Origin of the sequence: Nocardia sp. No.11 (assembly GCF_038752175.1) — a bacterium.
GTDB classification, from domain to species: domain Bacteria; phylum Actinomycetota; class Actinomycetes; order Mycobacteriales; family Mycobacteriaceae; genus Nocardia; species Nocardia canadensis.
Genome location: NZ_JBCGFB010000093.1, coordinates 1 through 24167, shown reverse-complemented (window position 1 = coordinate 24167; position 24167 = coordinate 1). Strand labels below are relative to the sequence as shown.

The window sequence follows — 24167 nt, the reverse complement described above, 5'->3', positions numbered from 1 at the left end:
AGGCGCGACCTGGCCGCACCACTCGGGCTGGCGCTGGCGCTGGCTCTGGACCGGCTACGGGCCCCTGATCGCCCGCTGGTGCTCGTGCCCGCGCCGACTCGATCGGCGGCCGCGCGCCGCCGCGGTGGTGACCCGGTGGCGCGCTCGGCGGCGCAGGCCGCGCGATGGCTGATCGATAGCCGGAGTGTGCCGCTGCTGCGGATGCGGCGCGGGGTCCGCGACTCGGTGGGGTTGACGCCACGCGAGCGTGCCCACAATCTGCGCGACAAGATCATGACCGTGACCCAGCTCGCCGACGCGGCGGCCATCGCGGCGAATGCCGAGGTAGTCGTGGTCGACGACGTCCTCACGACAGGGGCGACTGTCACCGAATCGGTACGCGTTCTTAGTCGAATCGGCGTACTTCCGTGCGCCGTTTTGGTGACCTGCGCGGCTTGACTCCGCGAAATTTGCGTGAACAGTGGCGCACTTGCCCGTGGCGGACTAGCGTCGCGGACACACACCGAACGACAAGTTTGGGAGGTGGCGCCGCGGACATCTGGTGCCGAGCGAATCCCGATCGGCACAGCTCAATCCCGCCGCACTCGCTTCATCGTGTGCGGCCATATCCGGGAGGTACGCGTGACGACTTCTTCACGGGCATCAGTGCGAGATGCTGACCCCACGGCACTGGCTGACAGTGCCGCCGACTCGACCGAGAGCCCGCACGCCGAAGTGGTGGTCTCCGGTCGGAATGTCGAAGTCCCCGACCACTATCGAATCTATGTCGCGGAGAAGCTGGCTCGGCTAGAGCGCTTCGATCCGTCGATATTCCTCTTCGATGTGGAACTTTTCCACGAACGCAACCGTCGTCAACGCAAGGCCTGTCAGCGCGTCGAGATCACCGCGCGCGGCCGTGGACCGATCGTGCGCGCGGAAGCCTGCGCAGACAGCTTCTACGCCGCGCTGGAGTCGGCCACCCAGAAGATCGAGAGCAGACTGCGCCGGACCAAGGACAAGCGGCGCGTCGTGCACTACGGCGACAAGACGCCGGTCTCGGTCGCGCAGGCCACCGCGACGCTGGTGGACGAATCCCTGTTCGCCGCGCCGAACGGCGCCGCGGCGCACGCCCATGCCGAGGAACCCGAACACGAGGACGGTCCCGGCCACATCGTGCGCACCAAGGTGCACACCGCGACACCGATGTCGGTGGACGATGCGCTCTACCAGATGGAACTGGTCGGGCACGACTTCTTCCTGTTCCATGATCGCGAGACGGACCGGCCCTCGGTCGTCTATCGCAGACACGCCTTCGACTACGGCCTGATCCGACTGGCCTGACACCAACACACACCCCTCCGGGCATCCGCCGTCGCAGCGGGTGCCCGGATCGCGTTCAGCCGCCGAAGGTTTCGTGGTGCACGGCTTCGGTGAGCGAGCGACCCGATCGCCACCCGAATCGTTCCAGGTCGGGGACCCGCTGGAATTCGCGCACCGGTCCGACGCACAGCCAGGCCACCGGCTTGATCCCGGCGGGCAGGTCGACCAGCGCGCGCAGGAACTCCGGATCGTAGAACGACACCCAGCCGACGCCCACCCGCTCCGCGGTCGCCGCGAGCCACAGGTTCTGGATGGCCAGCACCGTCGAGTACACGCCGGTCTCCGGCACCGTCGCCCGGCCCAGGATCTGCGGTCCGCCGCGCCGGTCGTCGTGGGTGACCACGACGCCGGTGCCGCTCTCGATGATCCCGTCGATCTTGATCGGCTCGAAGGTCTCGGCCCGATCGGCGGGCAGCGCGTCCCGGAACTCGACCCGCTTGCCCGCGACGTGGTCGGCGAAGCGGCGCAGAGTGTCGGGCTTGCGGACCACGACGAAGTCCCACGGTTGGGAGTTGCCGACGCTGGGCGCGCGGTGGGCGGCGTCCAGAATCCGCCACAGGGTGTCGTCGTCGACGAGCTCGCCGGTGAACTCGGCGCGCACATCACGGCGCAGGCGGATCGCGTCGTAGACGCTCAACTGGTCGGCACACACGCCGACCAGTCAACCGCAGCCGGTCAGGCCATCGAGCGGCGGGCCAGCTTGCGCCCGGCGTCCAGCGCGGTGCGCAGGCCACGGCGACGGCCGGTCACCGGGTCGACGGTGCTGACGGCATTGCCGCCGAACAGCTTCTCGGACTTGGTCTCCGGGGCGTCGTCGGTGGTGTGGCGCAGGTACTTGTTGGGCAGCGACAGCTTGAGGATCGTGCGCCACGACTTGAAGTACTGCACCGGCAGCGACCCGGTGGTGTAGGGCAGGTCGTACTTCTCGGCCAGCTCGCGCACCCGCACGGCGATGGCGGCGTAGCGGTTGCTCGGCAGGTCGGGGAACAGGTGGTGCTCGATCTGGTGGCTGAGGTTGCCGGTCATGAAGTGCATGACCTTGCCGCCGGAGATNAGGTCGGGGAACAGGTGGTGCTCGATCTGGTGGCTGAGGTTGCCGGTCATGAAGTGCATGACCTTGCCGCCGGAGATGTTGGCGCTGCCCAGCATCTGGCGCAGGTACCACTCGCCCTGGGTCTCGTTCTCGATGTCGGCCTTGGTGAACTTCTCCGCGCCGTCGGGGAAGTGGCCGCAGAAGATCACCGCGTTGGTCCACACGTTGCGCACCACGTTGGCGGCCATGTTGGCGGTCAGGGTGGTGAAGAACGAGGGACCGGTGAGCAGCGGGAAGATCACGTAGTCCTTGGCCGCCTGCTTGCCGATCTTCTTGAGCACCAGCTTGCGGTCGGCGTCGAACTGCTGCCACTCGGGCGAGTCCTTGGTCCACTTCTTCTTGGCGACCTTGCCCAGCTCCAGATGCTGGATGGCGACGCCGTACTCGAACAGCATCTGCAGCAGCAGGTTGTAGACCGGGTTGCCCAGGTAGAACGGCATCCAGCGCTGATCGCGGGTGACGCGCAGCAGGCCGTAGCCGATGTCGTCGTCCATGCCCAGGACGTTGGTGTACTTGTGGTGCAGGAAGTTGTGGGTGATCTTCCAGTGCGCCGACGGGCCCGCGTTGTCCCATTCCCACGAGGTGGAGTGGACTTCCGGATCGTTCATCCAGTCCCACTGCCCGTGCATGACGTTGTGCCCGATCTCCATGTTCTCGATGATCTTGGCAGTGCCGAGCAGGGCGACGCCGGCCAGCCAGGCCGGCGGCAGGAAGCTGGCGAACAGCACGGTACGTCCGCTGATCTCCAGCGCCCGCTGTAGGCGGATGACATTGCGGATGTAGCGCGCGTCGGCGGCCCCCCGTGAAGATTCGATTTCGCGGCGGATCGCGTCGAACTCAGCACCGAGAGCTTCGACATCCGCGGCGGTGAGGTGCGCGTATTCCTTGACATCCGAGATCGCCATGCCGGTTACACTACCGTAGGTTACGAGAGCGTAGGTTGGCGATTTCGGGCCCGGATTGTGTGAAACGTCCTATTGCGAAATCGAGATGGAGATGTTATCTCATCCCCGGCGCGCCATCCGCTTGGCCGCTCGGTCGCGCAGCGCGCCGCGCTCGTGCTTGGCCCGCTCGCCGAGGGCGCGCTTGGCCTCGCGCAATGCCAGCTTCTCCTGCCGCGCCCGCGCCTTCAGCGTCGCTTTCGCTTCGCGCAGCACTTCCTTCTCGTGCCTGGCCTTGATCTCCAGCGACACCTTGGCGTCGTGCAGCGCCGAGCGCAGGCCGAAGCGCTTGCCCGTCTCCGGATCGACCCGCAGCGCGTCCGGCAGCGAGATGCCGGCGAACTTGTGCTCCGAGGACGTCTCGGGCGCGTCGTCGGCGGTCCGCTTCAGGAAGCGGTCCGGCAGGGCCAGCTTGTGGATGGTCCGGAACGCCAGCAGGTACTGCTTGCCCAGCGAGCCGGTCGTGTAGGGCAGGTCGTACTTGTCGCACAGTTCGCGCACGCGCACCGCGACCTCGGGGTACCGGTTGCTCGGCAGGTCGGGGAACAGGTGGTGCTCGATCTGGTAGCAGAGGTTGCCGCTCATGAACGCCATCACCGGACCGGCCTTGAAGTTGGCGCTGCCCAGCATCTGGCGCAGGTACCACTCGCCCTGGGTCTCGCCGTCGAGCTGCTCGATCGTGAACTTCTCGGCGCCGTCGGGGAAGTGGCCGCAGAAGATCACCGCGTAGGCCCACAGGTTGCGGACCAGGTTGGCGGTCGTATTCGCCTTCAGGGTCGACTTCCAGGCGGGACCGGTCAGCGCGGGGTAGAGCACGAAGTCTTTGACGACCTGGCGGCCCGCCTTGCGGGCGAACTCCTTGTTCGGTTCGGAGAGCAGCTGTTTGGTCGGAACGCCGGCCAGCTCCTTCTCGATGCCGAGGTCGTGCAGCGCGATGCCCCACTCGAAGGTGGCCGCGAGCAACAGATTCGCCGCGGGCTGCACCAGATGCTTGGGGTGCCAGGCCTCGTCGCGGGTCATCCGCAGGATGCCGAAGCCCAGATCCTCGTCCTTGCCCAGCACGTTGGTGTAGGTGTGATGGGAGTAGTTGTGCGCCCGGCGCCACTGCGCCGAGGTCCCGGTCATGTCCCACTCCCAGCTGGTGGAGTGGATCTCCGGATCGTTCATCCAGTCCCACTGCCCGTGGCTGACGTTGTGCCCGAGCTCCATGTTCTCGATGATCTTGGCCACCGACAGCAGCGCCGTGCCGCCGAGCCAGGCCCAGCGGTTGCGGCTGCCGAACAGCACCGCGCGTCCCGCCACTTCCAGCGCGCGCTGGGCGGCGATGGTGCGACGGATGTACTTCGCGTCGCGTTCGCCGCGGGAGGTCTCCACCGAACGGCGGATCGAATCGAGTTCTTTCCCCAGGGTCTCGATGTCGGCCGACGTGAGGTGGGCGAAGGCCTGGATATCGGTGATGGCCACCGGGGTCCTCTCTGTTGGTGTGGCGGCTGGTCGGGTCGGAACGGAGACGGGCCGAGAACGGCTGGCTGTGCCGCGTTCTCGGCCCTCGTGCGCCGGTCGGCGCGTGGTAGCCGGGACCAGCCGCTGTCGGCCATTCATATGGCCGACGCATTACTCCGAGGGTACCTGGTGTCCGAAGTGCGTGGGGTGCTCAGATGTCGAGCGTGCAGTCACCCGCGGCGGCGGAGATGCAGGTCTGCACCTTGTCGCCCGGCTGACGTTCGTCACCGTTGCGCAGGTCGCGGGCGTGTCCGGCGGACAGGGTGACCACGCAGGTCTGGCAGATGCCCATCCGGCAGCCGAACGGCAGCTGGACCCCTACCGACTCGCCCGCCTCGAGCAGGCTGGTCGCGCCGTCGGCGGAGACGGTGCGACCGGTGGTGCCGAAGGTCACGGTGCCGCCCTCGCCGATCGCCGAGCGCTCGACCTCGAAGCGCTCGATGTGCAGCTTCTCGGCGATTCCGGCTGTCTTCCAATGCTGTTCGATCGCGTCGAGCATCGGGGCCGGGCCGCAGGCCCAGGTCTCGCGCTCACGCCAATCGGGGTAGAGCTCGTCCAGGCTCGCCAGCGAGAACAGGCCCTGCGCGTCGGTCAGCTGCAGGTGCGAGACGAAGCTCGGGTGCTTGTCGTGCAGCGCCCGCAACTCGGCGCCGAACATCACATCGGCGTCGGTGGGCGCCGAGTGCACGTGCACCACATCGGAGACGCCGTCGCGCCGATCCATCGTCCGCAGCATCGACATCACCGGGGTGATGCCGCTGCCCGCGGTGAGGAAGAGCACCTTCGCCGGCGGCGGCTCCGGCAGCACGAATCCGCCCTGCGGCGCGGCCAGGCGCACGATCGTGCCCGCGGCCACCCCGTTGACGAGGTGGCTGGACAGCTTGCCCTCCGGCATCGCCTTCACCGCGATGGAGATCAGCCGCTTGCCGCCCTCGCCGGTCCAGTCCGGCGGACAGGTCAGCGAGTAGGACCGCCAGTTCCAGCGGCCGTCGATCAGGATGCCGATGCCGATGTACTGGCCCGGCTGGTATTTGAAGTCGAAACCCCAGCCCGGCTTGATCACCAGGGTCGCCGAATCGGCGGTCTCCTTCTGTACCTCGACGATCCGCCCGCGCAGCTCCCGCGCCGACCACAGCGGGTTGGCCAGATGTAGGTAGTCGTCGGGGAGCAGGGGAGTGGTCACCCGGGCTACCGCGCCACGCAGCACGTTGAGCTTGCCGCCGCGGTCGCCGACCTGCGCGGCCGGTGCTTCGAGCCATTCCCGGAACTTGTTCATGACCATGCTTGCCGTTGTCTCCCTGTCCTGCCGTCGAGCCGCGGTGGGGCAGCTCGCTCGCAGCCAGGTTACGGCATCGTAGGTTTGATGGCAGTGGCAGCGGTGATCACGGCGTTGATCTCGGGAGATGTCACAGCAGGTCGAGCAGGAACGGTAGTTCCTGGGTGGCGTACCAGGCGAGCTGGTGGTCCTCGGCGTCACCGAGGACGAACTCGGCGTCGGTATCGCCCAGATCCGCGGCGTCGATGACGTCGACGGCCTTGGCGACCTGCGGCTCGGCCTCGGCCAGGTCGACGTGCACCGACGCCACCTGGTCGTAGGTGATCGGCCCGGCCAGCTTCACCACCGCGTCGTCCAGATCGGGCCGCAGCTTCGCGCCGGTGACGTCGGCGGCGATCACCGCCCGCCGGTAGATCGGGCTGCCGGGGTCGGCCGCCTCGCCCTCGGCGGTGGCGTCGTCGGCCGCGTCGTCGAGGCCGTCGCGTTCGGCCGCGAGCAGCCGCATCGACGCCCTGGCCGCCTCCTGCATCGCGACCTCGGCCAGTTCGTCGTCGTCGCCTGCGGCGTAGGCCTCGCGCAGCGCGGGTGTCACCGCGAACGCGGTCGCGCCGAGCGGGAACACCTCCCGCTCGTCGACGAGCCTGCGCAGCATCGGGATCGTCGCCGGGATGTAGACGCGCAGCTTGCCGTTGTCAGATACAGGCACCGAGCAACTCCTCCATCGATTCGTGCACCGACGCCGCCAGGACGTCGATGTCGGCCATGGCGTCGCGGTCGGCGTTGAGTCCGTAGAAGACCTGACCGTCGTACGAGGTGAGCCCGAAACTCAACGTCTGATTGCGCAGCAGCGGCGATACCGGATACATCTCCAGCATGCGCGCCCCGCCGATGTACATCGCGGTCTGTGGTCCCGGCGCGTTGGTGATCACCAGGTTGAACGTGTTGTCGGCGAAGGTACTCGCCGCGCGCACGCTCATCGCGTGCAGGCTCGCCGGGGCGAACCCGGCCAGGTGCACCAGCGTGCGAGCCCGCACGCCACGACGCTGCCGACCTGCGGCTTCGGTGGCGTGCGAGATGTGGGACAGGCGCATCACCGGATTCGGCTCGCCGACCGGCAGATCGATCAGGAACGAGGAGACCTCGCTGGCCGGGGTCAGCTGGTCGCCGCCGTCGACGTAGACCGACATCGGCACCACGGCCCGCAGGTTGTCCGATTCGACCAGGGCCTCGTTGCGTGAGAGCAGCCAGTTGCGCAGCGCGCCGGTGACCACGGCGAGCACCGTGTCGTTGATCGAGCAGTCGAAGTGGCGCCGGATGGTCCGGTAGTCCTCGAGGTCGGTGCGCACCACGTCGAACCGCCTGCTGCGCGAGGTACGGGCGTTGAGCGGGCTGTCGGCGACCCCGGAGGTCGCCGCGCGGACCGCGTTCGTCGCCGCCTTGACCGCCATGCGCGTGCCCCGGACCAGCCCGAACGCGTTCGACCCGGCGTCGCGGGCGACCTCGTAGGCCTCGCGCGGCTGCGCGGCCAGCTGGGACAGCGCGCCCGCCAGCAGCTCCACGTCGGTGGGTTCGCGCGGGGCCCGCCACGCGTCGTCGGCCAGTTCGCGCGGCAGCGGGCTGTTGTCGAGGATCACGTGCCCGATCTCGAGGGCGGTGTCGCCGTCGACGAGCGCGGAGTGCGATTTGGTGAACACCGCGCTGCGCCCGTCGGCCAGCCCCTCGATGAGATACATCTCCCACAGCGGCCTGCCCTGATCGAGCGGGCGCGAGGCGAGCCGGGCGACCAGGTCGTAGAGCTGTTCGTCGCTGCCCGGACCGGGCAGCGCGGAGCGGCGGATGTGGTAGCTGATGTCGAAGCGGCTGTCCTCCACCCACACCGGCCTGCCCAGGGCGAGCGGGATCTCGCGCACCTTGCGGCGGTAGCGCGGCACCAGCGGCAGCCGGGATTCGACCAGGTCGATGAGGCCGTCGTAGTCGAGGACCTGGCCGGTGAAGCCGGTTTCGGTGTTCTGGAGGATCGCGAGAGAGCCGATGTGGATCGGGTTGCTGCTCGACTCGAGTCGGTAGAACGACGCATCCTGCGGCGTCAGTCTCGTGATCACGCGCTCCGCTACTCCTTCCGGTGCCGCACCGCGCAGATCGGGCACGTGCCTCATCCTACGTCACCGTAGGTGAATCGCGGTGCCGGGCAAGGAGCCTCATCGGCGCGCGTGACCTGGGCCGATGCCATCGCCCGGTACACCGGGCACGGGTACTCCCGGCCGGGTACGGTGGTCTGCGGACTACCATGGCCCATAACACCGTGGCTCACTAGCCGAACACACTCCGACCAGAGGACTGACGAGACCCGTGCCTGCGCTGACACTGACGAGGTTGCTACGGATTGGTGAAGGTCGCATGGTCAAGCGCCTGTCGAACCTCGCCGACGAGGTCATCGCGTACGGCGAGGAGATCGAGCAGCTGACCGACGACGAGCTGCGCGCCAAGACCGGCGAGTTCAAGCAGCGCTTCGCCGACGGTGAGACCCTCGACGACCTGCTGCTCGAGGCGTTCGCGGTGGCTCGGGAGGCGTCCTGGCGGGTGCTGAACCAGAAGCACTACAAGGTGCAGATCATGGGCGGCGCCTCGCTGCACCTGGGCAACATCTCGGAGATGAAGACCGGTGAGGGCAAGACCCTGACCTGTGTGCTCCCCGCGTACCTGAACGCGCTCTCCGGCGAAGGCGTGCACGTCGTCACCGTCAACGACTACCTGGCCAAGCGTGATGCCGAGTGGATGGGCCGTGTGCACCGCTTCCTCGGCCTCGAGGTCGGCGTGATCCTCGGCGGCATGACCCCGGCCGAGCGCCGGGTGGCCTACCACGCCGACGTCACCTACGGCACCAACAACGAGTTCGGCTTCGACTACCTGCGCGACAACATGACCCACTCGCTGGACGATCTCGTCCAGCGCGGGCACAACTTCGCCGTGGTCGACGAGGTCGACTCCATCCTCATCGACGAGGCCCGTACCCCGCTGATCATCTCGGGCCCGGCCGACGCCTCGTCCAAGTGGTACGCCGAGTTCGCGCGCATCGCGCCGCTGCTGAAGAAGGACGTCCACTACGAGGTGGACATCAAGAAGCGCACCATCGGTGTGCACGAGGCGGGCGTGGAGTTCGTCGAGGACCAGCTCGGTATCGACAACCTCTACGAGGCCGCGAACTCGCCGCTGGTGAGCTACTTGAACAACGCCATCAAGGCCAAGGAGCTCTACACCCGCGACAAGGACTACATCGTCCGCGACGGCGAGGTCATCATCGTCGACGAGTTCACCGGCCGCATCCTGGTCGGCCGCCGCTACAACGAGGGCATGCACCAGGCGATCGAGGCCAAGGAGAAGGTCGAGATCCAGCCGGAGAACCAGACGCTGGCCACGATCACCCTGCAGAACTACTTCCGCCTCTACAACAAGCTGTCCGGTATGACCGGTACCGCCGAGACCGAGGCCGCCGAGCTGCACTCGATCTACAACCTCGGCGTGGTCCCGATCCCGACGAACAAGCCGATGGTCCGCAAGGACCAGGCCGACCTGATCTACAAGTCGGAAGAGGCCAAGTTCGCCGCGGTCGTCGACGACGTGGTGGAGCGGCACGAGAAGGGCCAGCCGGTCCTGATCGGTACCACCAGCGTCGAGCGCTCGGAGTACCTGTCCAAGCAGTTCACCAAGCGCGGCGTCGCCCACTCGGTGCTGAACGCGAAGTTCCACGAGCAGGAAGCCCAGATCATCGCCGAGGCCGGTCGGCCCGGCGCGGTCACCGTCGCCACCAACATGGCCGGTCGTGGTACCGATATCGTGCTTGGTGGCAACGCCGACATCATCGCCGACATCCTGCTGCGCAAGCAGGGCCTGGACCCGGTCAACACCCCCGACGAGTACGAGGCCGCCTGGCACTCCGCCCTCGAGCAGGTCAAGAAGCAGACCGAGGACGACGCGGAGAAGGTGCGCGAGGCCGGTGGTCTGTACGTGCTCGGCACCGAGCGGCACGAGTCGCGCCGTATCGACAACCAGCTGCGCGGTCGTTCCGGTCGCCAGGGCGACCCGGGCGAGTCCCGCTTCTACCTGTCGCTGGGTGACGAGCTGATGCGTCGCTTCAACGGTGCCGCGCTCGAGGCGATCATGACCCGCCTGAACCTGCCCGACGACGTGCCGATCGAGGCGAAGATGGTCTCCAAGGCCATCAAGAGCGCCCAGACCCAGGTCGAGCAGCAGAACTTCGAGATCCGCAAGAACGTCTTGAAGTACGACGAGGTGATGAACCAGCAGCGCACCGTCATCTACGGCGAGCGCAACCGGATCCTGCGTGGCGAGGACATGGAGGGTCAGGTCCAGAACATGATCACCGATGTCGTCGCGGCCTATGTCGACGGCGCCACCGCCGAGGGCTACGTCGAGGACTGGGACCTGGACAAGCTGTGGACCGCGCTCAAGACGCTGTACCCGGTGAGCCTGGACCAGAAGGAGCTGGTGGGCGAGACCCACACCGGCGACGCAGGCGAGCTCACCCGCGACGAACTCCGCGAGGCCCTGCTCGACGACGCGCACACCGCCTACGAGAAGCGCGAGCAGGAGATCGACGGCCTGGCCGGCGAGGGCGCGATGCGCAACCTGGAACGTCAGGTCCTGCTCTCGGTCCTGGACCGCAAGTGGCGTGAGCACCTCTACGAGATGGACTACCTCAAGGAGGGCATCGGCCTGCGCGCGATGGCCCAGCGCGACCCGCTGGTCGAGTACCAGCGCGAGGGCTTCGACATGTTCGCCGCGATGCTCGAGGGTCTGAAGGAGGAGTCGGTCGGCTTCCTGTTCAACCTCCAGGTCGAGGTCCAGCAGCCCCAGCCCGAAGGCGTGTCCGTCGGCACCGGCCTGCGCTCCCCGGTCGGCGCCCGCCCCCAGGACACCCCCGTCGAGACCCAGGCCCCGCCCGCCCTGCGCGCCAAGGGCATCTCCGATCAGGCCCCCCGCGGCCTGAACTACTCGGGTCCCGCCGAGGACGGCCGCGCCGAATCCCATTCCGACGCGCAGGAATACGGCGGCCAGCAGCCCGGCACCCGCCGCGAACGCCGGGAGGCCGCCCGCGCTGAAACCAAGGGTAAGCGCCGTCGCTGACGCACTCTCGATAGCTAGACCCACCGAGGCCCCCGCACCCGCGGGGGCCTCGGTCTTCGTTGAAGCAGCTGAAATCCGACCGGCCGCACCCCGGTTCGTCGGCGACGCCGCGGAATTCAGCTCGTGGGGGTCGACGATCCAGAGGTGCTCCGCGTGCTCGAGGGGGTGGTCGCGGAGGACTTCGGGGTGCTCGGGCCGGTGGGGGTGGTGGGGCTTGTCCGGCTGACGGAGGCGGTCGGGAGGGGGCCGACGGTGAGGGAGCGGGCCCTGGCCTGCCAGTCGCCCGGGAGGTCGCCCTGGGCGGATTTCGCGACGGTATAGGACTCGCCCGTGTTGTCGCGGGCGGCGAAGAGGGTGGCGGTCTTTCCGGTGCGGTTGTAGACCGAGCGGGCGGCGCTCTCGATGTGCTGGCCGGCGAGGTCGGGGGAGCCGATCTTGAACAGCGACATCTTGCCGGTGCCCTCGCTGCCGGTGAACAGGCACAGGTAGCCGGTGGGGCAGCGGTCGTAGCCGGTGCAGCCGCCGGTCTTGTCGCACCAGTTCTGGGTGACGCTGGTGAAGGTGTTCGCGCTGACTTTCGTTGTCTCGGTGCCCTTTCCGTTGTCCAGGATCACCGGGATCTCCTCGTCGGGTGCCTCGCCGAGCCGGTCGAGCAGGTACGTGCAGGCCTGGGAGAGCGCGATGCCGGTGGCCGCGACGACGAGCGCGGCCGTCACCGTCATTCCGGCCTTCAGCTTCGTCGCGACGACCTCGACGACCGGCACCACCATCTCGCACACGACTTCTTTCGCCGTGTCGGCTCCTTCGTCCGCCTTGCAGCCGACGATCCCGAATCCGACGACGAACGCGAGAACCACCGCGACCAGCTTCTGCACAGCGTCAGAATGCGCGTGTATTACCCACTCGTGCAAGGAAATTCGTGGTCACCTGCCCCGCGCTCGGGCGTGGCTACCTCATCCGCACACGGCTACCCCGACCGCGGTGGCGCCGTTGCGGGCGAACCACGCCGCGAGTTCCTCGCCGCGCACCAGCCGCGGTGACTCGTAACCGATGTCGATCGCGCCGTCGACCGCCCCGCTGGCGCCGGTCAGATCGCAGCCGGCCAGCCGCGCGCCGTCGAAGTTCGCGCGATCGAGCCGGCAGTCCCGCAGACTCGCGCCGCGGAAGTCGCTGTCGCCGAAGCAGGCCCGGCGCAGGTCGGCGCCGGTCAGATCGGCGCCGCGGAAATCGGAGGCCGCGAAATCGGCTTTCATCAGGCGCGCGCCGACGAGCCGGGCCGTGCGCAAGACGCAGTCGCGGGCCTGCGCGGTCCCGAGGTCGGCGCCGGTGAGATCGGCCCCGGACAGATCGGTGGCGAGCATCCAGGCGCCGTAGAGGTCGGTGTCGATCAGCCGGGCACCGGCCAGCCGGGCTTCGCCGAGCTCGGCGCCACCCAGATCGAGTCCCGACAGATCGCTGCCGGTGAGGTCGAGTCCCCAGCCGTTGAACAGCATCTCGGTCGTGCGTGGCACCGTCGGGTCGGCGGGGAGCTGGGCGAGATAGTGGGCGAGGACCTTCCTCGCGTCGGGGTCGTTGGGCCACCTGGGCACCGTGTGCAGATCGGCTTTCGGCCGACGCCGCCAGAACATCATGAGAAGTATTTACACCCTGCGGTTCTCACGCGGGAACGGTCGGGTCACGAACACGAATCAGCTGGCGCGGTGGATGGGATGGACCCGCGACAGCGCCCGTTTGGCCTCGGCGAGTGAGATCAGCTGATCCTCGTCGTCGATCTCGGCGACGGCGGCCTCCGCCCATTCCCGCAGCAGCGTGGACACGCCGACCCGACGTTCGTCGGCCAGGTCCTTCAACCGGGAGTGCAGGCCCAGCGGCAACCGGATGGAGGTGGTCACCATGATGTCCTCGTTGGCGGGCAGGCGGGGTGGCGCTTCGGCGGCCGCATCGGAGAAACTCAGCCGATCCATGAAGTCGGCGAGCTCTTCCTTGCTCGATGGATAATCCTGATCGCTCATGAGCGGTCCCTACTTTCCCACTGCTCGAATTGCGCCAGCTCCTCGGCGCGCATCGCGCGTGCGCCGATGATCACCCACGTCCAGTCGTCGCGCTGTCGTGTGACCACGATCAGCGGACGTCCGGCCGTGGTGCGCCCCCACACCGTCAGAACGGACACCTGGCCGTCGAAGGCCGGGCGTGGCCACCGTCGTGACGCTGCGAGGACCTGCCGAACCTCGCTGGGTTCGACGCCGATCAGGTGAGCGATCGCCCAATCAGGCCACTCGAAACCCATAAGTCCATAATACGCACGTAGTAACTACCTGTGAAAGCACTGAGCATCCCGACCGGATCGGTGGGTAGATTCGCTGGGTGTTGACCATCAGCAGACTGGTCGCCGATCCCGCGCTCGGCCTGCGGATCGTGACGCCGGAACTCACCGATCGCCTGGCCGCCGAGATCCGCTGGCTGCACACCACCGAGCTGCCCGACCCGTCGCGCTATGTGCGTCCCGGCGAGCTGGTGCTGACCAACGGGCTGTGGCGGCCGCACGTCGCGGCGGCGGGGTTCGTCGAGGCGCTGACCCAGGCGGGTGCGGCCGGCCTGGTCTTCGGGCTGACCGCGCAGACCCCGGTGCTGCCCGCCGAACTCGTCGACCTGTGCCGCGAGCGCGAGCTGCCCCTGGTCGAGTTGTGTATCGGGGTCCCGTTCGCCGCCCTCACCCGGGCCGCCGCCCGGATCCAGAACGAGGTACTGCAAGCCGAGCTGACCGCGACGGTGCGTCGGGGCGACGCGCTGGCCACCGCGCTCTCGCGTGGCAGCGGTGCGGCGGGCGTCCTCGAAATCCTGCGGGGCGAGACGGAATTGCCGCTGCTGGTGGTCGATCGGCGGGGCCGCTGCCTGGCCGCCATCGGCTGTGAGCCGACCGCCGAGCAGATCAGGGTGGCCGCCGCCGCGCTCAATCGCACGCCACCGCCGCTGGAGGTGAACCTGCTCGGGTCGGGACCGACGGCGCTGTACCTCGTCAAGGGCGCGATGGGGGAGATCGACGCCGGGCTCTACTGCCTCGAGCCGGCGGCGACGCTGACCGCCGCCGACCGGGAGGCCCTCGAGCAGGCGGCCAGGTTCCTGAGTCTCGAGGTCACCAAACAGCAGGCGGTGCAGGCCATCGAGGCCCGCTTCGCCGCCGAGGTGCTCGAGATGATCCTGTCCGGACCCGGCCGCGACGACGACGTGAGCCGTCGGTTGCGGGCCTACGGCGTGCCGTCGGACGAGCCGCTCGCGGTCCTCGCGCTCGCGGGCGCGGACGTGTCCCTCGACGACATCGCCGACGCGGTGGGCACCCTGTTCGCCGCGCACGGCATCCCGGTGTTCACCGCCGCGGGCAGCCGCGACGTGGTGGCGGTGAGCCCGTGGCCGGGCACCGCCGAGGAGCTGGCCCGCTTCGCCGCCGAGCTCTCCGGCGACATCGCCCGCCGTACGGCGGCGCCCCGCATCGTCATCGGCGTCGGTGACCTCGCCGCCGCCGCGGCGAGCCTGCGCGAGCCGCTGGTCCGGGCGCGGGAGGTCTGCCAGGCGTTGCGCGCGCAGCCCGGCCCCGACACCGCGACCTTCGCCGATATCGCCACCCACCGGATGCTGCTGGGCCTGCTCGACGCCCGGGTCCTGGAGCGATTCACCGACCAGGTCCTCGGCGCCCTGCGTGCGCACGACGCCCGCGCCCACACCGAACTCGAGCACACCCTGCGCGTCTTCCTCGCCAACGACGGGCAGTGGGGGGTGACGGCGACGGCGTTGCATGTGCACGTCAACACCCTGCGCAACCGGATGGCCAGGATCACCGAGCTCACCGGCCGCGATGTCCACCGGCTCGCCGACACCGTCGACCTGTTCCTCGCGCTCGCGGCGGGCGCTCAGCCGGGATAGATCGCCGGATCCAGGTCGTAGGTGGGCAGTGGCCGCTGCGGTGTCGCGGTGTCGGCGCGGGCCCAGGCCGCCACGTCCCGGCAGCGCGCGAACGTCACGTCCCCGCACTCCTGGGCGTAGCGGATCAGGCTGCGCAGCGCCAGCATCCGGCCAGGGCGGCCGGTGAGGAACGGGTGCATGCAGACGTTGAACAGGCACCGGTAGTGGCGCATCCCATCGAGTTCGGCCCGCCACATGCGCTCGACCTTGGCCGGCTCCTCGATGACCGACCCGATCCGCGGTTGCGGCAGGTACGCGTACTGCTCCCAGTCGTCGAGCGACCAGTGCACCGGCAGTTCCACCACCGGCGCGTGCGCGCCCGGCACCAGATACGGCCGGTCGTCACCCATCAGCGAGGAGTCGTAGGCCAGCCCGTATTCGGCGACCAGCCCGAGGGTTTCGCGGCTGGCGCTCCACATCGCCGCCCGGTGCCCGGCGATGTCGATGCCCTGTGCCGCGAAAACCTCCAATGCCCGAACGAAATCCGCGCGCTCGGCGCCCGGGGGCAGCGAGGTGGGCGCTCGGTGACTGTAGGAGTGGTGGGCGACCTCGTGCCCGCGATCGACGATCGCGGCGGCCAGCCCCGGACGCTGCTCCGCGACCCAGCCGGGCACGAAGAACGTCGCGGGCACGGCCAACTCGTCGAGCAGGTCGAGGATTCGTGGCACGCCGACATCGGGCCCGTAGGACTGGTGCGACATCACCATCGGGTGCTCGGCGTAGCGCCCGCCCTCGGCGAGGATCGGCGTCTCGGCGTCGACGTCGAAGGTCAGGGTCGCCACGGCGGCCGCGCCACGGGTCCAGGAGGTCATCGGCGTGCGCGCCAGGCCGCGGCAGTGTCCAGGTTCGCCATGGGGTGCAGCATCTCACGGTCGAACGCGGCGAGCGGAGCCCCGGTCTCGACCCGGCGGGGCAGGTCGGGGTTGGCCAGCGCGCCGGTGCCGAGCGAGAGCAGATCCGCGTGCCCGCCGGTGAGGACGTCGGCCGCCTGGGGCAGCGCGTGCATGCCGCCGTTGGCGACGACCGGCTTACCGGTCACCTCGCGGGCGAGCTGGGTGATCGTCGAGCCGCCCGCCAGCCGCGCGGTCTCCAGGAAGTCGCGGCCCTCGCTGGCGATGTGCAGGTAGCTCGCGTCGGCCAGCGCGTCGAAGATCACACGCGCGTCGTCCGCGCCGCCGGGCCAGCGGTAGGCGAAGTCGTTGACCTTAGTCTGCGACAGCCGCATTCCCACCGGCAGGTCGCCGACGGCCTCGCGCACCGCGTCCAGCACGCGCACGTGCAGCCGGATCCGGTTCGCCACCGGGCCGCCGTACTCGTCGGTGCGCAGATTGGTGTAGTCGGTGAGGAACTGGTCGAGCAGGTAGCCGTTGGCGCCGTGGATCTCGACGCCGTCGAACCCGGCGGCCCTGGCCCGGGTGGCCGCGGCGGCGAATCCGGCGATCACCTCGTCGATATCCCGGGCGGTCATCTCCGCGGGCGCGCTCCACGCGCCGCCGACGCCGCCGTAGTCGGCCATCATCCGTCCCGGCGGCGCCACGGCCGACGGACCGATCGTCCCGACGCCGTAGGAGTTGCCCTGGGAGATGGCGCCCGCGTGCATCAGCTGGGCGACGATCGGCACGCCCTCGGCGTGCACCGCGTCCACCACCGTCCGCCACCCGGCGACATGGCCCTCGGTGACCAGACCGGGCTGGCCGAAGTAGCCCTGGCTGTGCGCGGCGTCGGGGTAGATGCCCTCGGTGGTGATCAGGCCGAAGCCGCCTGCGGCGAATTCGCGGTAGTACCCGGCCATCTGCGCGGTCGGGGTGCCGTCGGGCTGGGCCGAGATCCGGGTCATCGGGGCGACGGTGAAGCGGTTGCGCAGCCGCAGGGGTCCGAGATCGAACGGGGCGAGGGCGGGGTGGGCGAGGTCGGTGGTGGTCATCGGTTCTTCTCCTCGGTGGTCAGGACGGTCAGCGACAGCGGGCTCGGGCCCGCCCCGTTGATGACGTTGTGGTCCTGCGGGCAGGACGAGACGACGACGAGACACGGCAGCTCGGCGCGCAAGGTGATGGCGTCGCCGGGCCGCGTCGCGGCGGTCAGCCACGACAGCTCGCCGTCGGCGCCGACGGGGATGCGCATGAACACGTTGATGGGCTGCGGGATATGGGACGGCGCCGGATACCCGCGTTCGGCCAGCGCGTCGGTCAGGTTCTGCGCACAGCTGGCGTGGTCCGGATCCCCGTAGGCCGCATAGCGTTGCGGGTCGCAGGCGGCGATCAGCATGTCGTGAATGCCGGGGGAGGTGTCGGCGAGGTAGGTGAGGATCGGGCGGCGCCGGTTGGTCACGAATGCCTCGCCCAGCGCCGGGAACAGGCGGCTGGTGTGGGTGCGGGTGTGCGCGGCGCTGTGGTGTTCGGCGAGGTCGTCGGCGTGGTAGGCGAAGACGTCACCGACCTGCCCGCCGGCGACATCGGTGATCCGCAGGCGATCTCCGGGGCGCAGGAGCACCGACCTGGCCTGCCTGGCGGGCACGAGGACCGGCTCCGGGTGGCTCAACGTTGTCATGCCGTTCAGTCAACCGGTGCGCGGGACCCGAGCGCCATGGAGATGTCGACACTCTCTTGTGTTCGAGGTGGATGTTTCACTATGTCACGAGGGCTTGGGGGCGCGATAGCGTGCGATGGTCCGTTCGGTCTACGCACAGGAAGTGCCCATGATCACTGCCCTCGCCACGGCACATGCCATCGCGACCGGCGACACGACCTCTTCGGCGGTCGTCTCCTCGGCGATAGACGTTGCGCGGCAGCCTGATTCGGCCACGACGCTGGTGACCGTCACCGCTGAACGCGCCCGTCTTCAGGCCGCGGTCGGCGATCGCCGGGCGGCACGGGGCCTCCGGCGCAGTGTCCTCGACGGTGTGCCGATCGTGTGGAAGGACCTGTTCGATCTCCAGGGCACGGTCACGACGTGCGGTTCGGCCAGCCACCAGTACGACGAACCCGCCGCCGTCGACAGCCTGCTCGTGCGCCGGGCCCACGATCGGGGCCTGGTCACCCTCGGCAAGACCACCCTCAGCGAGTTCGCCTTCTCCGGCCTCGGCGTCAACACCCGCTTCGGCACCCCCACCAACCCCGTGGCCCCCGATCTGATCCCCGGCGGATCCTCGTCGGGGTCGGCCGTCGCCGTCGCCCGTGGCCTGGTCCCGCTGGCGGTCGGCACCGACACCTCGGGCTCCGTGCGCATCCCCGCCGCCCTCTGCGGAGTCCTCGGATTCCGCGCCAGCCCAGGGCGATACGGGCCGCACGACTTCGCGCCTCTGTCGCCGACTCTCGACAGCGTCGGTCTCTTCGCCACCACCGTCACCGACATCGCCGCCCTCGACGGCCTATTGCTTCCATCAGGTTCCACGCCGTCACTCGGGTCGGCGCCCGTCGGCCAGGGGTTCGAGGGCCGGACAACGGGCCGGGAGCGTATCGCCGGTCATGGGAACGAATCCCTCAGAACGACAGCGGGATTCGACGCCGCGCGCCCGCTGCCGCCCCGGTTCGTCGTCCCGACCGGCGAATGGACCGACGACCTCGCGGCCCCGATCGCCGAGAACTTCGCCCGCACCGTCGCGCACCTGCGGGCCGCGGGAGCGGCCGTCGAGGTCCGCGCGCTCGCGTCCCTCGTGACCGCACAGCGACTGCTGGACGACCACGGCACGATCGTCGGCGCCGAGGCCCACCGCCTGCACGGCCACCGGCTGCGCTCGACGATGCCGATCGAACCGGCCACCCGCCGCCGTCTGGAAGCCAACGCCCACACGGCGACCACCATCGCCCCGGTGTACGCCGCGCTGCCCGGCCTGCGCGCCGACTTCGCCGCCGAACTCGGCGCCGCGACTCTCCTCTGCCCGACGATCCGCCGCCTGCCACCGCCGATCACCGACCTGCTCGCCGACCCGGATGCCTACGACACCGCCAACGCGACGATCCTGCGCACCACGATGCTGCTGAGCTACCTCGGCAGCTGCGGCATCAGCCTGCCCACCCCGTCCCGCCACCCGGGACACTCCGTCCTGCTCTCCAGACACGGCGGCGCCGACGGCGCGCTGCTGGCGGACGCCCTGTGGACCGAACGAGTCATGCACCGGCACCAGGATCACTAGCGGCCGAACGAGTCGCGCACTTGCGCTGGGATCACCAGCGGTCGAACGAGTCGCGCACCTGCCTCGGGATCACCAGCGACCGAATCCTCGGTGGCGCAGTGGGGACCGCGGGTCGGCGGCTTGCCTGTGCAGGGGGTCGGCGCCGGTCCGGCGCACCGGGAACCGTGGGATTCGCGCCGGGGTGCGGTCGCGGCCGTACTCTCGAACGGATGCGTGTGGACGGGCCGCGGGTGGGTCCGGGTGAGTGGAGGAGGGCGGGCGTGAGGGTGCGCGACGGCGAGATCGATCGCCCGCTGTCACCGTCGGAGCGCTGGTTCTGGCTGGTCGATCAGCTGTCCCCGGCCAATTGCGTGGTCCGGCTGCGGGTGCGCGGCCCGATCGGCGGGTATCGCCTGGAGGACGCCGCGGCGGCGGTGGTCGCCGAATTCCCGTTGCTGCGGGTGGTCGTCGCGGACGGGCCCCGGTTCGTGCCCGCCGCCGACCCACATCTGCCGGTGCTGCATCGCATCGTCGGCGATCCGGACGAGTGGCGCACCGTCTTCGACGAGCAGCTCGCCACCCCGGTCGATCTCGCGACCGCGCCCGGCAGGCTCATCGATCTGGCCTGGCGCCCGGGTACGTCCGACGAGCTGCACGACCTGATCCTGGTCTTCTCGCATGTCCTCGTCGACGGCCGTTCGATGGCCTCGCTCGGCTCCCGCATCCTCGCCGTCGCCTTCGGCGCGCCCGCGTCCGAGATCGTCCGGCCCCCGATCCCGGCCGCCGACGACCTGATCCCACCCGCGCACACCGGCCTGCTGCGGTGCCTGCGCACGAACCTCTCCGGCCAGCTCACCGCGACTCTGCGGCGCACCGTCGGCCTGCCCGGCACCCCGCCGCCGCTGCCCGCCCGGCGCACCCGCACCGTGCTGCGCACCCTCGAGGGCGACGAGCTGGCCGCGCTGCGCACCCGCTGTCATCGCGCGGACGTCACCGTCAACGCCGCGCTGACCGCCGCGCTGGCCCAAGCGCTGGGCGAGCTGAATCGCCCCCGTGGCTCCGGCATCGCCGCCATCGGCATCCCGGTCGACGTGCGGTCGCGCCTGCGTCCGCCGCCCGCCGACGACGAACCGGGCATGTTCACCGCCGTGGTCCCCACCTTCATCCCCTTCGGCCCGGAAAGCTCCCTCTGGGACGCGGCCCGCACCGCCAAAGCTCACCTGGCTCAGCGCCTGGACCGCCATGCCGACCTCACCGCGCTGGCCGCGATTCGCTACGGGTGCCCGCGCTCGCTCGAATCAGGCAGGCGCGCAGTCGAACTCGTCGACCGTCGCGCGCCATGGAACGTCACCCTGAGCAACCTCGGTCACCTCACCACCCCCGAAACCCCCGAGCCCCTGCCCATCACGGCCCTCACCGTCGCGGGCACCAACTCCTGCGCCAGCGCCCTCACCGTCGCCGTGGCGACCCTACACACCACCATGTCGATCACCTTCTGCTACGTCGACACGATGCTCGCGCGCTCCACCATCGAATCCCTCGCCGACCACACCCTCGCCGCCGTCACCCGCTGACACCCGGCGGAGCTAGCCGAGGTGGGCGCGCAGCCGGTCGCGGAGGGCGGCGCGGTCGGGTTTGTTCGTGCGGCCGCTGACCGGGATCTTGTCGACGATCACGATGTCGTCCGGAACGGCCGTGGTGTCGATGATCTGGGGCAGGCGGGTGCGCAGCAGCGCCGCGATGTCGCCCGCGTCCGGGTCGGCGACCACGGCGAGGACGATACGTTCATCACCGATCTCGTCGGGCAGGCCGACCATGATCGCCTCGCGGACCCCGGCGATCGCGGTGATCACCGGCTCGTACAAGCCCGGGTAGATATTGGTCTTGCCGCGGATCATCATGTCCTTCTTGCGGCCGGTGAGCACGAGCTGCTCGCCGTCCCAGCGCGCCAGGTCGCCGGTGGCGACCTCGGTGAGCGGCTCGTCGCCGAGATAGCCGCGGCACAGATTCGGGCCTGCCAGGACGAGTTCACCGTCCGCGGCGATGCGCGCCCGCACGCCGGGGACGGGGGCGCCGAGCAGATCGCCCTCGTGGGCGAGCTTGGCGACGTCGTTGGTGACGGCGACCGGCAAGATCTCCGTCATCCCGTAGATGGCGAGGAACTCGGTGCTGGGCAAGGATTTCCGCGCCCGCCGCAGCAGCGCCGAGGTGACGGGTGCCCCACCGAGGGCGACCTGGCGCAGGTTCGTCGGTGCGGTGATCTCGCCCGCCTCGAGCGCGTCGAGCGCGACGGCCAGGTCGGCGGGGGTGTAGAAGGCGTGGGTGGCGCTGCGCAGCTGGTGGGTGAACCGCACCGGGTCGATGTGGGTGCCGAAGCGTGGATACGGCGGCATCGCCCAGCGCGCGCCCGCCATCAGCGCGGGCAGCCCCATCATCAGCTGCTCGGTGTGCAGGAACGCGCCGGGGGCCAGACTCGTCCGCCCGCCCATCGCCGCCAGCCCGGCGCCGAGCGAAGCACGGGTGTGTACAACGGCTTTCGGGTCATCGGTGGTCCCGGAGGTGAACACGATCAGCGCGGCCGCCTCGGGATCGGCGGGCGCCGCGGCGGGCCCGGCCGCCTTACCGGTGAAGCGGCGCAGGGGAATCGAGCCTGCGGGCACGCCGGGCAGCCACGCGCCGCTGTGGATGTGCCGCACGTCCAGCGCACCGAAGCGCGGCAGGCTCAGCCCCCGCCGACGCCCGAAGCCGGCGAGCGGGCCGCTCACCGCGTACAGCAGCGATTCTGTGGCCGCCCAGGTCGGTTCGACCAGGGCCACCCGCTGGGCGAACAGCTCGGGCCCGATGCCCGGGTCGACGAACACGATGGTGCCGCCCGCGGCGATCACGCCGAAGATCAAGGTCACCGAGGCCACGCTCGGGCGGATCGAGAACAGCATCCGGTCGCCGGGCGCGAACCCGGTCGCGCCCAGATTGGCCGCGACCCGATCGACGCTGTCGACGAGCTCGCGATAGGTCAGCGCGCGCTGACCGACCGTGCCGAGGGCCGAGGCGTCGGGAATGCGATCGGCCTGCATCGCCAGGTGAGCGAGGAAATCGGCGGTCATCGGATATCGACGATGTCGGGCCGGTAGCGGTGGTCGGCGTACCAGGCCAGTGTCTTGCGGATGCCCCACGCGCGTACCCGCCGGTTCGAGCCGTACACCCGCACGTCACGGCGCAATCCGTAGTCGGTGGTGATCGTGCGCACGGCATTGACCAGCGCCCGGTCCTCGTGCAGGTCCTCGATGGCGGTTCGCGGGAATCCGCCTGCGGCCGTGTACAACTCGGCTGTGATCGCCATATTGCAGCCGGGCGTCATCACGTACGGGCCCAGATACTTCGGGTCGCGATTGCCCGAGCGCACCTTCCCGAAGGCCGAGGCCACCTCGAGTGCGACCCGGATGATCGTGCGGTCCCGCCACGACACCCCTTCGTCGGTCCGGGGAATCAGCTGCCCGCTGATCAGTCGCAGCCCCGCGTCGAACCCGGCGTTGATCCGCTGGGTCCAGTCGGGCGCGGGCAGGCAATCGGCGTCGGTCCGGGCGAGCCGGGTCGCGCCCCGCGCGATCGCGTACCGCATTCCGGTGTCGGCGGCGGCGCCGGTGCCCTTCTGTGCTTCGCTGATCACTTCGATCGCGGGAACCGGATGCGCGGCCGCGAACGCCCGCACGATGTCGGCGGTGCCGTCGGCCGAATTGTTGTCGACCACGACCACGCGGAAGTCGGTATCACGTTGCGCGGCAACGGCGGTCAGCGTCGCGTCGATCCCGCGCGCTTCGTCGAAGGCGGGGATCACGACCCACAGCCCGCTCACCGCCGCGCCACCAACCGGTCGAGACCACCGATCTCGGTGACCCAGTCGTGGAAGCGATCCAGCCCCTCCGCGAACGGCACGGTCGGTCGGTAGCCGAGTTCGCCCTCGGCGCGCGAGAGATCATAGGTCGCCGACCGGGTGACCAGCGCGACCGCGTAGCGCGACAGCGGGGGAGTCCACCGCCGCGCGACCGCCGGAATCCGCCACACCGTCTCGATCGCCGCCAGCGCCCCGCCGAGTACCGGCGCGGGCACGACCACGCTCGGCGCGGACAACCCGAACCGCCGCGCCACCGCGGCCATCGTCGGCCACACCGCCACCGGCTCGGCATCGGCGACGAAATAGGCGCGCCCGCCGACCTTCTCGGCCGCGAGCGCCAGCTCCACCGCCTGCACCAGATGATCGATGTAGCACAGCGACGCGCGCACCTCGCGGCCGCCGGACAGGTCGGGCAGGCGTCCCGCCCGCAATTTCGCCAGGATCTGCACGATCGGCCCGTGTCGATCCCCGGGCCCCCAGACGGCGCGTGGCCGCAGCGAGCACGTCGTGAAGGTCGGCGTATCGGCCGCCAGCACCAGCTGTTCGGCGACCGCCTTGGTCTCGCAGTAGCTGTTGAGGAATCGCGCCGGGTACGGCACCGACTCGTCGATCCCCAGCTGATCACCGCCGTCGGGCGCCATCAGCGCGCTGGGACTGCCGATGAACACGAAGCGCTCGACTCCGGCCGCGGCGGCCTCCTGCATCAGCCGATCGGTCCCGGCGACATTGACCGCGAAGAACTCCGCGGGCCGCCCGAACTCACCGAGCAGCGCCGCGGCGTGCACGACGGCCGTCACCCCGGAGACCGCGCGGGCCAGCGCCGCCGTGTCGGCGAGATCGGCCACCGCCACCTCGGCGCCCGCCGGGGCCGTGGCGGGGTCGCGGACCAT

General features: G+C 69.8%; 22 protein-coding genes. 6 read left to right on the top strand and 16 right to left on the bottom strand.

Going from position 1 to position 24167, the window contains the following annotated elements; all coding sequences use genetic code 11:
- Together V8688_RS23435 and raiA are read left to right on the top strand one after the other, a co-directional pair.
- Nucleotides 1–438 (top strand): ComF family protein (locus V8688_RS23435; protein WP_342801695.1); only part of this gene is annotated, 438 nt, incomplete at its 5' end.
- 207 nt (nucleotides 439–645) lie between these two features.
- Complete coding sequence (gene raiA / locus V8688_RS23430) at nucleotides 646–1320, top strand: ribosome-associated translation inhibitor RaiA (protein WP_308248490.1); 675 nt, start codon at nucleotides 646–648, stop codon at nucleotides 1318–1320.
- Between the two features lie 55 nt (nucleotides 1321–1375).
- On the opposite strand, the gene bluB is transcribed toward raiA, so the two are convergent.
- From bluB to V8688_RS23400, 6 genes are all read right to left on the bottom strand, one after another.
- The gene (bluB, locus tag V8688_RS23425) at nucleotides 1376–2011 is read right to left on the bottom strand and encodes a 5,6-dimethylbenzimidazole synthase (protein ID WP_316575893.1); all 636 of its coding nucleotides are present in this window, start codon (nucleotides 2009–2011) and stop codon (nucleotides 1376–1378) included.
- A 23-nt stretch (nucleotides 2012–2034) separates the two neighbouring features.
- Nucleotides 2035–3357, bottom strand: coding sequence for a fatty acid desaturase (locus V8688_RS23420; protein WP_342801694.1), 1323 nt, complete (start codon nucleotides 3355–3357; stop codon nucleotides 2035–2037).
- 99 nt (nucleotides 3358–3456) lie between these two features.
- Nucleotides 3457–4857, bottom strand: coding sequence for a fatty acid desaturase (locus V8688_RS23415; RefSeq protein ID WP_218718639.1), 1401 nt, complete (start codon nucleotides 4855–4857; stop codon nucleotides 3457–3459).
- Nucleotides 4858–5047: 190 nt separating this feature from the next.
- Nucleotides 5048–6178 (bottom strand): ferredoxin reductase, encoded by a 1131-nt coding sequence (locus V8688_RS23410; protein WP_218718640.1) that lies wholly within the window; start codon nucleotides 6176–6178, stop codon nucleotides 5048–5050.
- 124 nt (nucleotides 6179–6302) lie between these two features.
- Entirely contained in the window at nucleotides 6303–6824 is a 522-nt protein-coding gene (locus V8688_RS23405) for a hypothetical protein (protein ID WP_342801696.1), read from the bottom strand.
- A gap of 40 nt (nucleotides 6825–6864) precedes the next feature.
- A complete protein-coding gene (locus tag V8688_RS23400; protein WP_342801693.1) occupies nucleotides 6865–8274 on the bottom strand; it encodes a wax ester/triacylglycerol synthase family O-acyltransferase in 1410 nt (469 codons plus the stop codon).
- 247 nt (nucleotides 8275–8521) lie between these two features.
- On the opposite strand from V8688_RS23400, the gene secA reads away from it, so the two are divergent.
- Nucleotides 8522–11317, top strand: a complete 2796-nt coding sequence (gene secA / locus V8688_RS23395; RefSeq protein WP_342801692.1) for a preprotein translocase subunit SecA — start codon at nucleotides 8522–8524, stop codon at nucleotides 11315–11317.
- A gap of 116 nt (nucleotides 11318–11433) precedes the next feature.
- On the opposite strand, the gene V8688_RS23390 is transcribed toward secA, so the two are convergent.
- The 4 genes from V8688_RS23390 to V8688_RS23375 all read right to left on the bottom strand — a co-directional run bounded on the left by V8688_RS23390 (nucleotide 11434) and on the right by V8688_RS23375 (nucleotide 13604).
- A complete protein-coding gene (locus V8688_RS23390; protein ID WP_316575891.1) occupies nucleotides 11434–12192 on the bottom strand; it encodes a peptidase inhibitor family I36 protein in 759 nt (252 codons plus the stop codon).
- A gap of 78 nt (nucleotides 12193–12270) precedes the next feature.
- A complete protein-coding gene (locus tag V8688_RS23385; protein ID WP_218718644.1) occupies nucleotides 12271–12945 on the bottom strand; it encodes a pentapeptide repeat-containing protein in 675 nt (224 codons plus the stop codon).
- 60 nt (nucleotides 12946–13005) lie between these two features.
- On the bottom strand, nucleotides 13006–13329 hold the full coding sequence (locus tag V8688_RS23380; protein ID WP_218718645.1) for a hypothetical protein: 324 nt from the start codon (nucleotides 13327–13329) through the stop codon (nucleotides 13006–13008).
- Nucleotides 13326–13604, bottom strand: coding sequence for a hypothetical protein (locus V8688_RS23375; RefSeq protein ID WP_218718646.1), 279 nt, complete (start codon nucleotides 13602–13604; stop codon nucleotides 13326–13328). The genes V8688_RS23380 and V8688_RS23375 overlap by 4 nt, the downstream gene beginning before the upstream one ends.
- Nucleotides 13605–13681: 77 nt before the next feature.
- On the opposite strand from V8688_RS23375, the gene V8688_RS23370 reads away from it, so the two are divergent.
- Nucleotides 13682–15235 (top strand): PucR family transcriptional regulator ligand-binding domain-containing protein, encoded by a 1554-nt coding sequence (locus V8688_RS23370; protein WP_342801691.1) that lies wholly within the window; start codon nucleotides 13682–13684, stop codon nucleotides 15233–15235.
- On the opposite strand, the gene V8688_RS23365 is transcribed toward V8688_RS23370, so the two are convergent.
- From V8688_RS23365 to V8688_RS23355, 3 genes are read right to left on the bottom strand one after another with little or no spacing between them, the layout of a single operon-like run.
- Nucleotides 15223–16086 carry a polysaccharide deacetylase gene (locus tag V8688_RS23365; RefSeq protein ID WP_218718648.1) on the bottom strand — a complete coding sequence of 288 codons (864 nt, stop codon included), beginning with the start codon at nucleotides 16084–16086 and terminating at the stop codon, nucleotides 15223–15225. The two genes, V8688_RS23370 and V8688_RS23365, sit on opposite strands and share 13 nt — an antisense overlap.
- Nucleotides 16083–17198, bottom strand: coding sequence for an NADH:flavin oxidoreductase (locus V8688_RS23360; RefSeq protein WP_218718649.1), 1116 nt, complete (start codon nucleotides 17196–17198; stop codon nucleotides 16083–16085). Before V8688_RS23360 ends, V8688_RS23365 begins: the two co-directional genes overlap by 4 nt.
- Entirely contained in the window at nucleotides 17195–17821 is a 627-nt protein-coding gene (locus V8688_RS23355; RefSeq protein ID WP_218718650.1) for an urea carboxylase-associated family protein, read from the bottom strand. Before V8688_RS23355 ends, V8688_RS23360 begins: the two co-directional genes overlap by 4 nt.
- A 148-nt stretch (nucleotides 17822–17969) precedes the next feature.
- Between V8688_RS23355 and V8688_RS23350 the strand changes: the two genes are divergently transcribed.
- Both V8688_RS23350 and V8688_RS23345 read left to right on the top strand, forming a co-directional pair.
- A complete protein-coding gene (locus V8688_RS23350; protein WP_342801690.1) occupies nucleotides 17970–19406 on the top strand; it encodes an amidase family protein in 1437 nt (478 codons plus the stop codon).
- Nucleotides 19407–19666: 260 nt separating this feature from the next.
- Nucleotides 19667–20959 carry a condensation domain-containing protein gene (locus V8688_RS23345; protein WP_342801689.1) on the top strand — a complete coding sequence of 431 codons (1293 nt, stop codon included), beginning with the start codon at nucleotides 19667–19669 and terminating at the stop codon, nucleotides 20957–20959.
- Nucleotides 20960–20971: 12 nt separating this feature from the next.
- On the opposite strand, the gene V8688_RS23340 is transcribed toward V8688_RS23345, so the two are convergent.
- From V8688_RS23340 to V8688_RS23330, 3 genes are all read right to left on the bottom strand, one after another.
- Nucleotides 20972–22489: a class I adenylate-forming enzyme family protein gene (locus tag V8688_RS23340; protein ID WP_218718653.1), complete on the bottom strand. Its 1518-nt coding sequence runs from the start codon at nucleotides 22487–22489 to the stop codon at nucleotides 20972–20974.
- Nucleotides 22486–23238, bottom strand: a complete 753-nt coding sequence (locus tag V8688_RS23335) for a glycosyltransferase family 2 protein (RefSeq protein ID WP_218718654.1) — start codon at nucleotides 23236–23238, stop codon at nucleotides 22486–22488. Before V8688_RS23335 ends, V8688_RS23340 begins: the two co-directional genes overlap by 4 nt.
- Nucleotides 23235–24167: NAD-dependent epimerase/dehydratase family protein (locus V8688_RS23330; RefSeq protein WP_342801688.1), on the bottom strand; the 933-nt coding region annotated here is incomplete at its 5' end. The genes V8688_RS23335 and V8688_RS23330, both read right to left, overlap by 4 nt.

What these genes read in the sequence shown, in the direction of transcription:
- V8688_RS23410 (WP_218718640.1), bottom strand. Translation starts at nt 6,178, where the DNA reads ATGGTCATGAACAAGTTCCGGGAATGGCTCGAAGCACCGGCCGCGCAG.
- V8688_RS23405 (WP_342801696.1), bottom strand. Translation starts at nt 6,824, where the DNA reads ATGCTGCGCAGGCTCGTCGACGAGCGGGAGGTGTTCCCGCTCGGCGCG.
- V8688_RS23385 (WP_218718644.1), bottom strand. Translation starts at nt 12,945, where the DNA reads ATGTTCTGGCGGCGTCGGCCGAAAGCCGATCTGCACACGGTGCCCAGG.
- V8688_RS23380 (WP_218718645.1), bottom strand. Translation starts at nt 13,329, where the DNA reads ATGAGCGATCAGGATTATCCATCGAGCAAGGAAGAGCTCGCCGACTTC.
- V8688_RS23375 (WP_218718646.1), bottom strand. Translation starts at nt 13,604, where the DNA reads ATGGGTTTCGAGTGGCCTGATTGGGCGATCGCTCACCTGATCGGCGTC.
- V8688_RS23365 (WP_218718648.1), bottom strand. Translation starts at nt 16,086, where the DNA reads ATGACCTCCTGGACCCGTGGCGCGGCCGCCGTGGCGACCCTGACCTTC.
- V8688_RS23360 (WP_218718649.1), bottom strand. Translation starts at nt 17,198, where the DNA reads ATGACCACCACCGACCTCGCCCACCCCGCCCTCGCCCCGTTCGATCTC.
- V8688_RS23355 (WP_218718650.1), bottom strand. Translation starts at nt 17,821, where the DNA reads ATGACAACGTTGAGCCACCCGGAGCCGGTCCTCGTGCCCGCCAGGCAG.
- V8688_RS23350 (WP_342801690.1), top strand. Translation starts at nt 17,970, where the DNA reads ATGATCACTGCCCTCGCCACGGCACATGCCATCGCGACCGGCGACACG.
- V8688_RS23340 (WP_218718653.1), bottom strand. Translation starts at nt 22,489, where the DNA reads ATGACCGCCGATTTCCTCGCTCACCTGGCGATGCAGGCCGATCGCATT.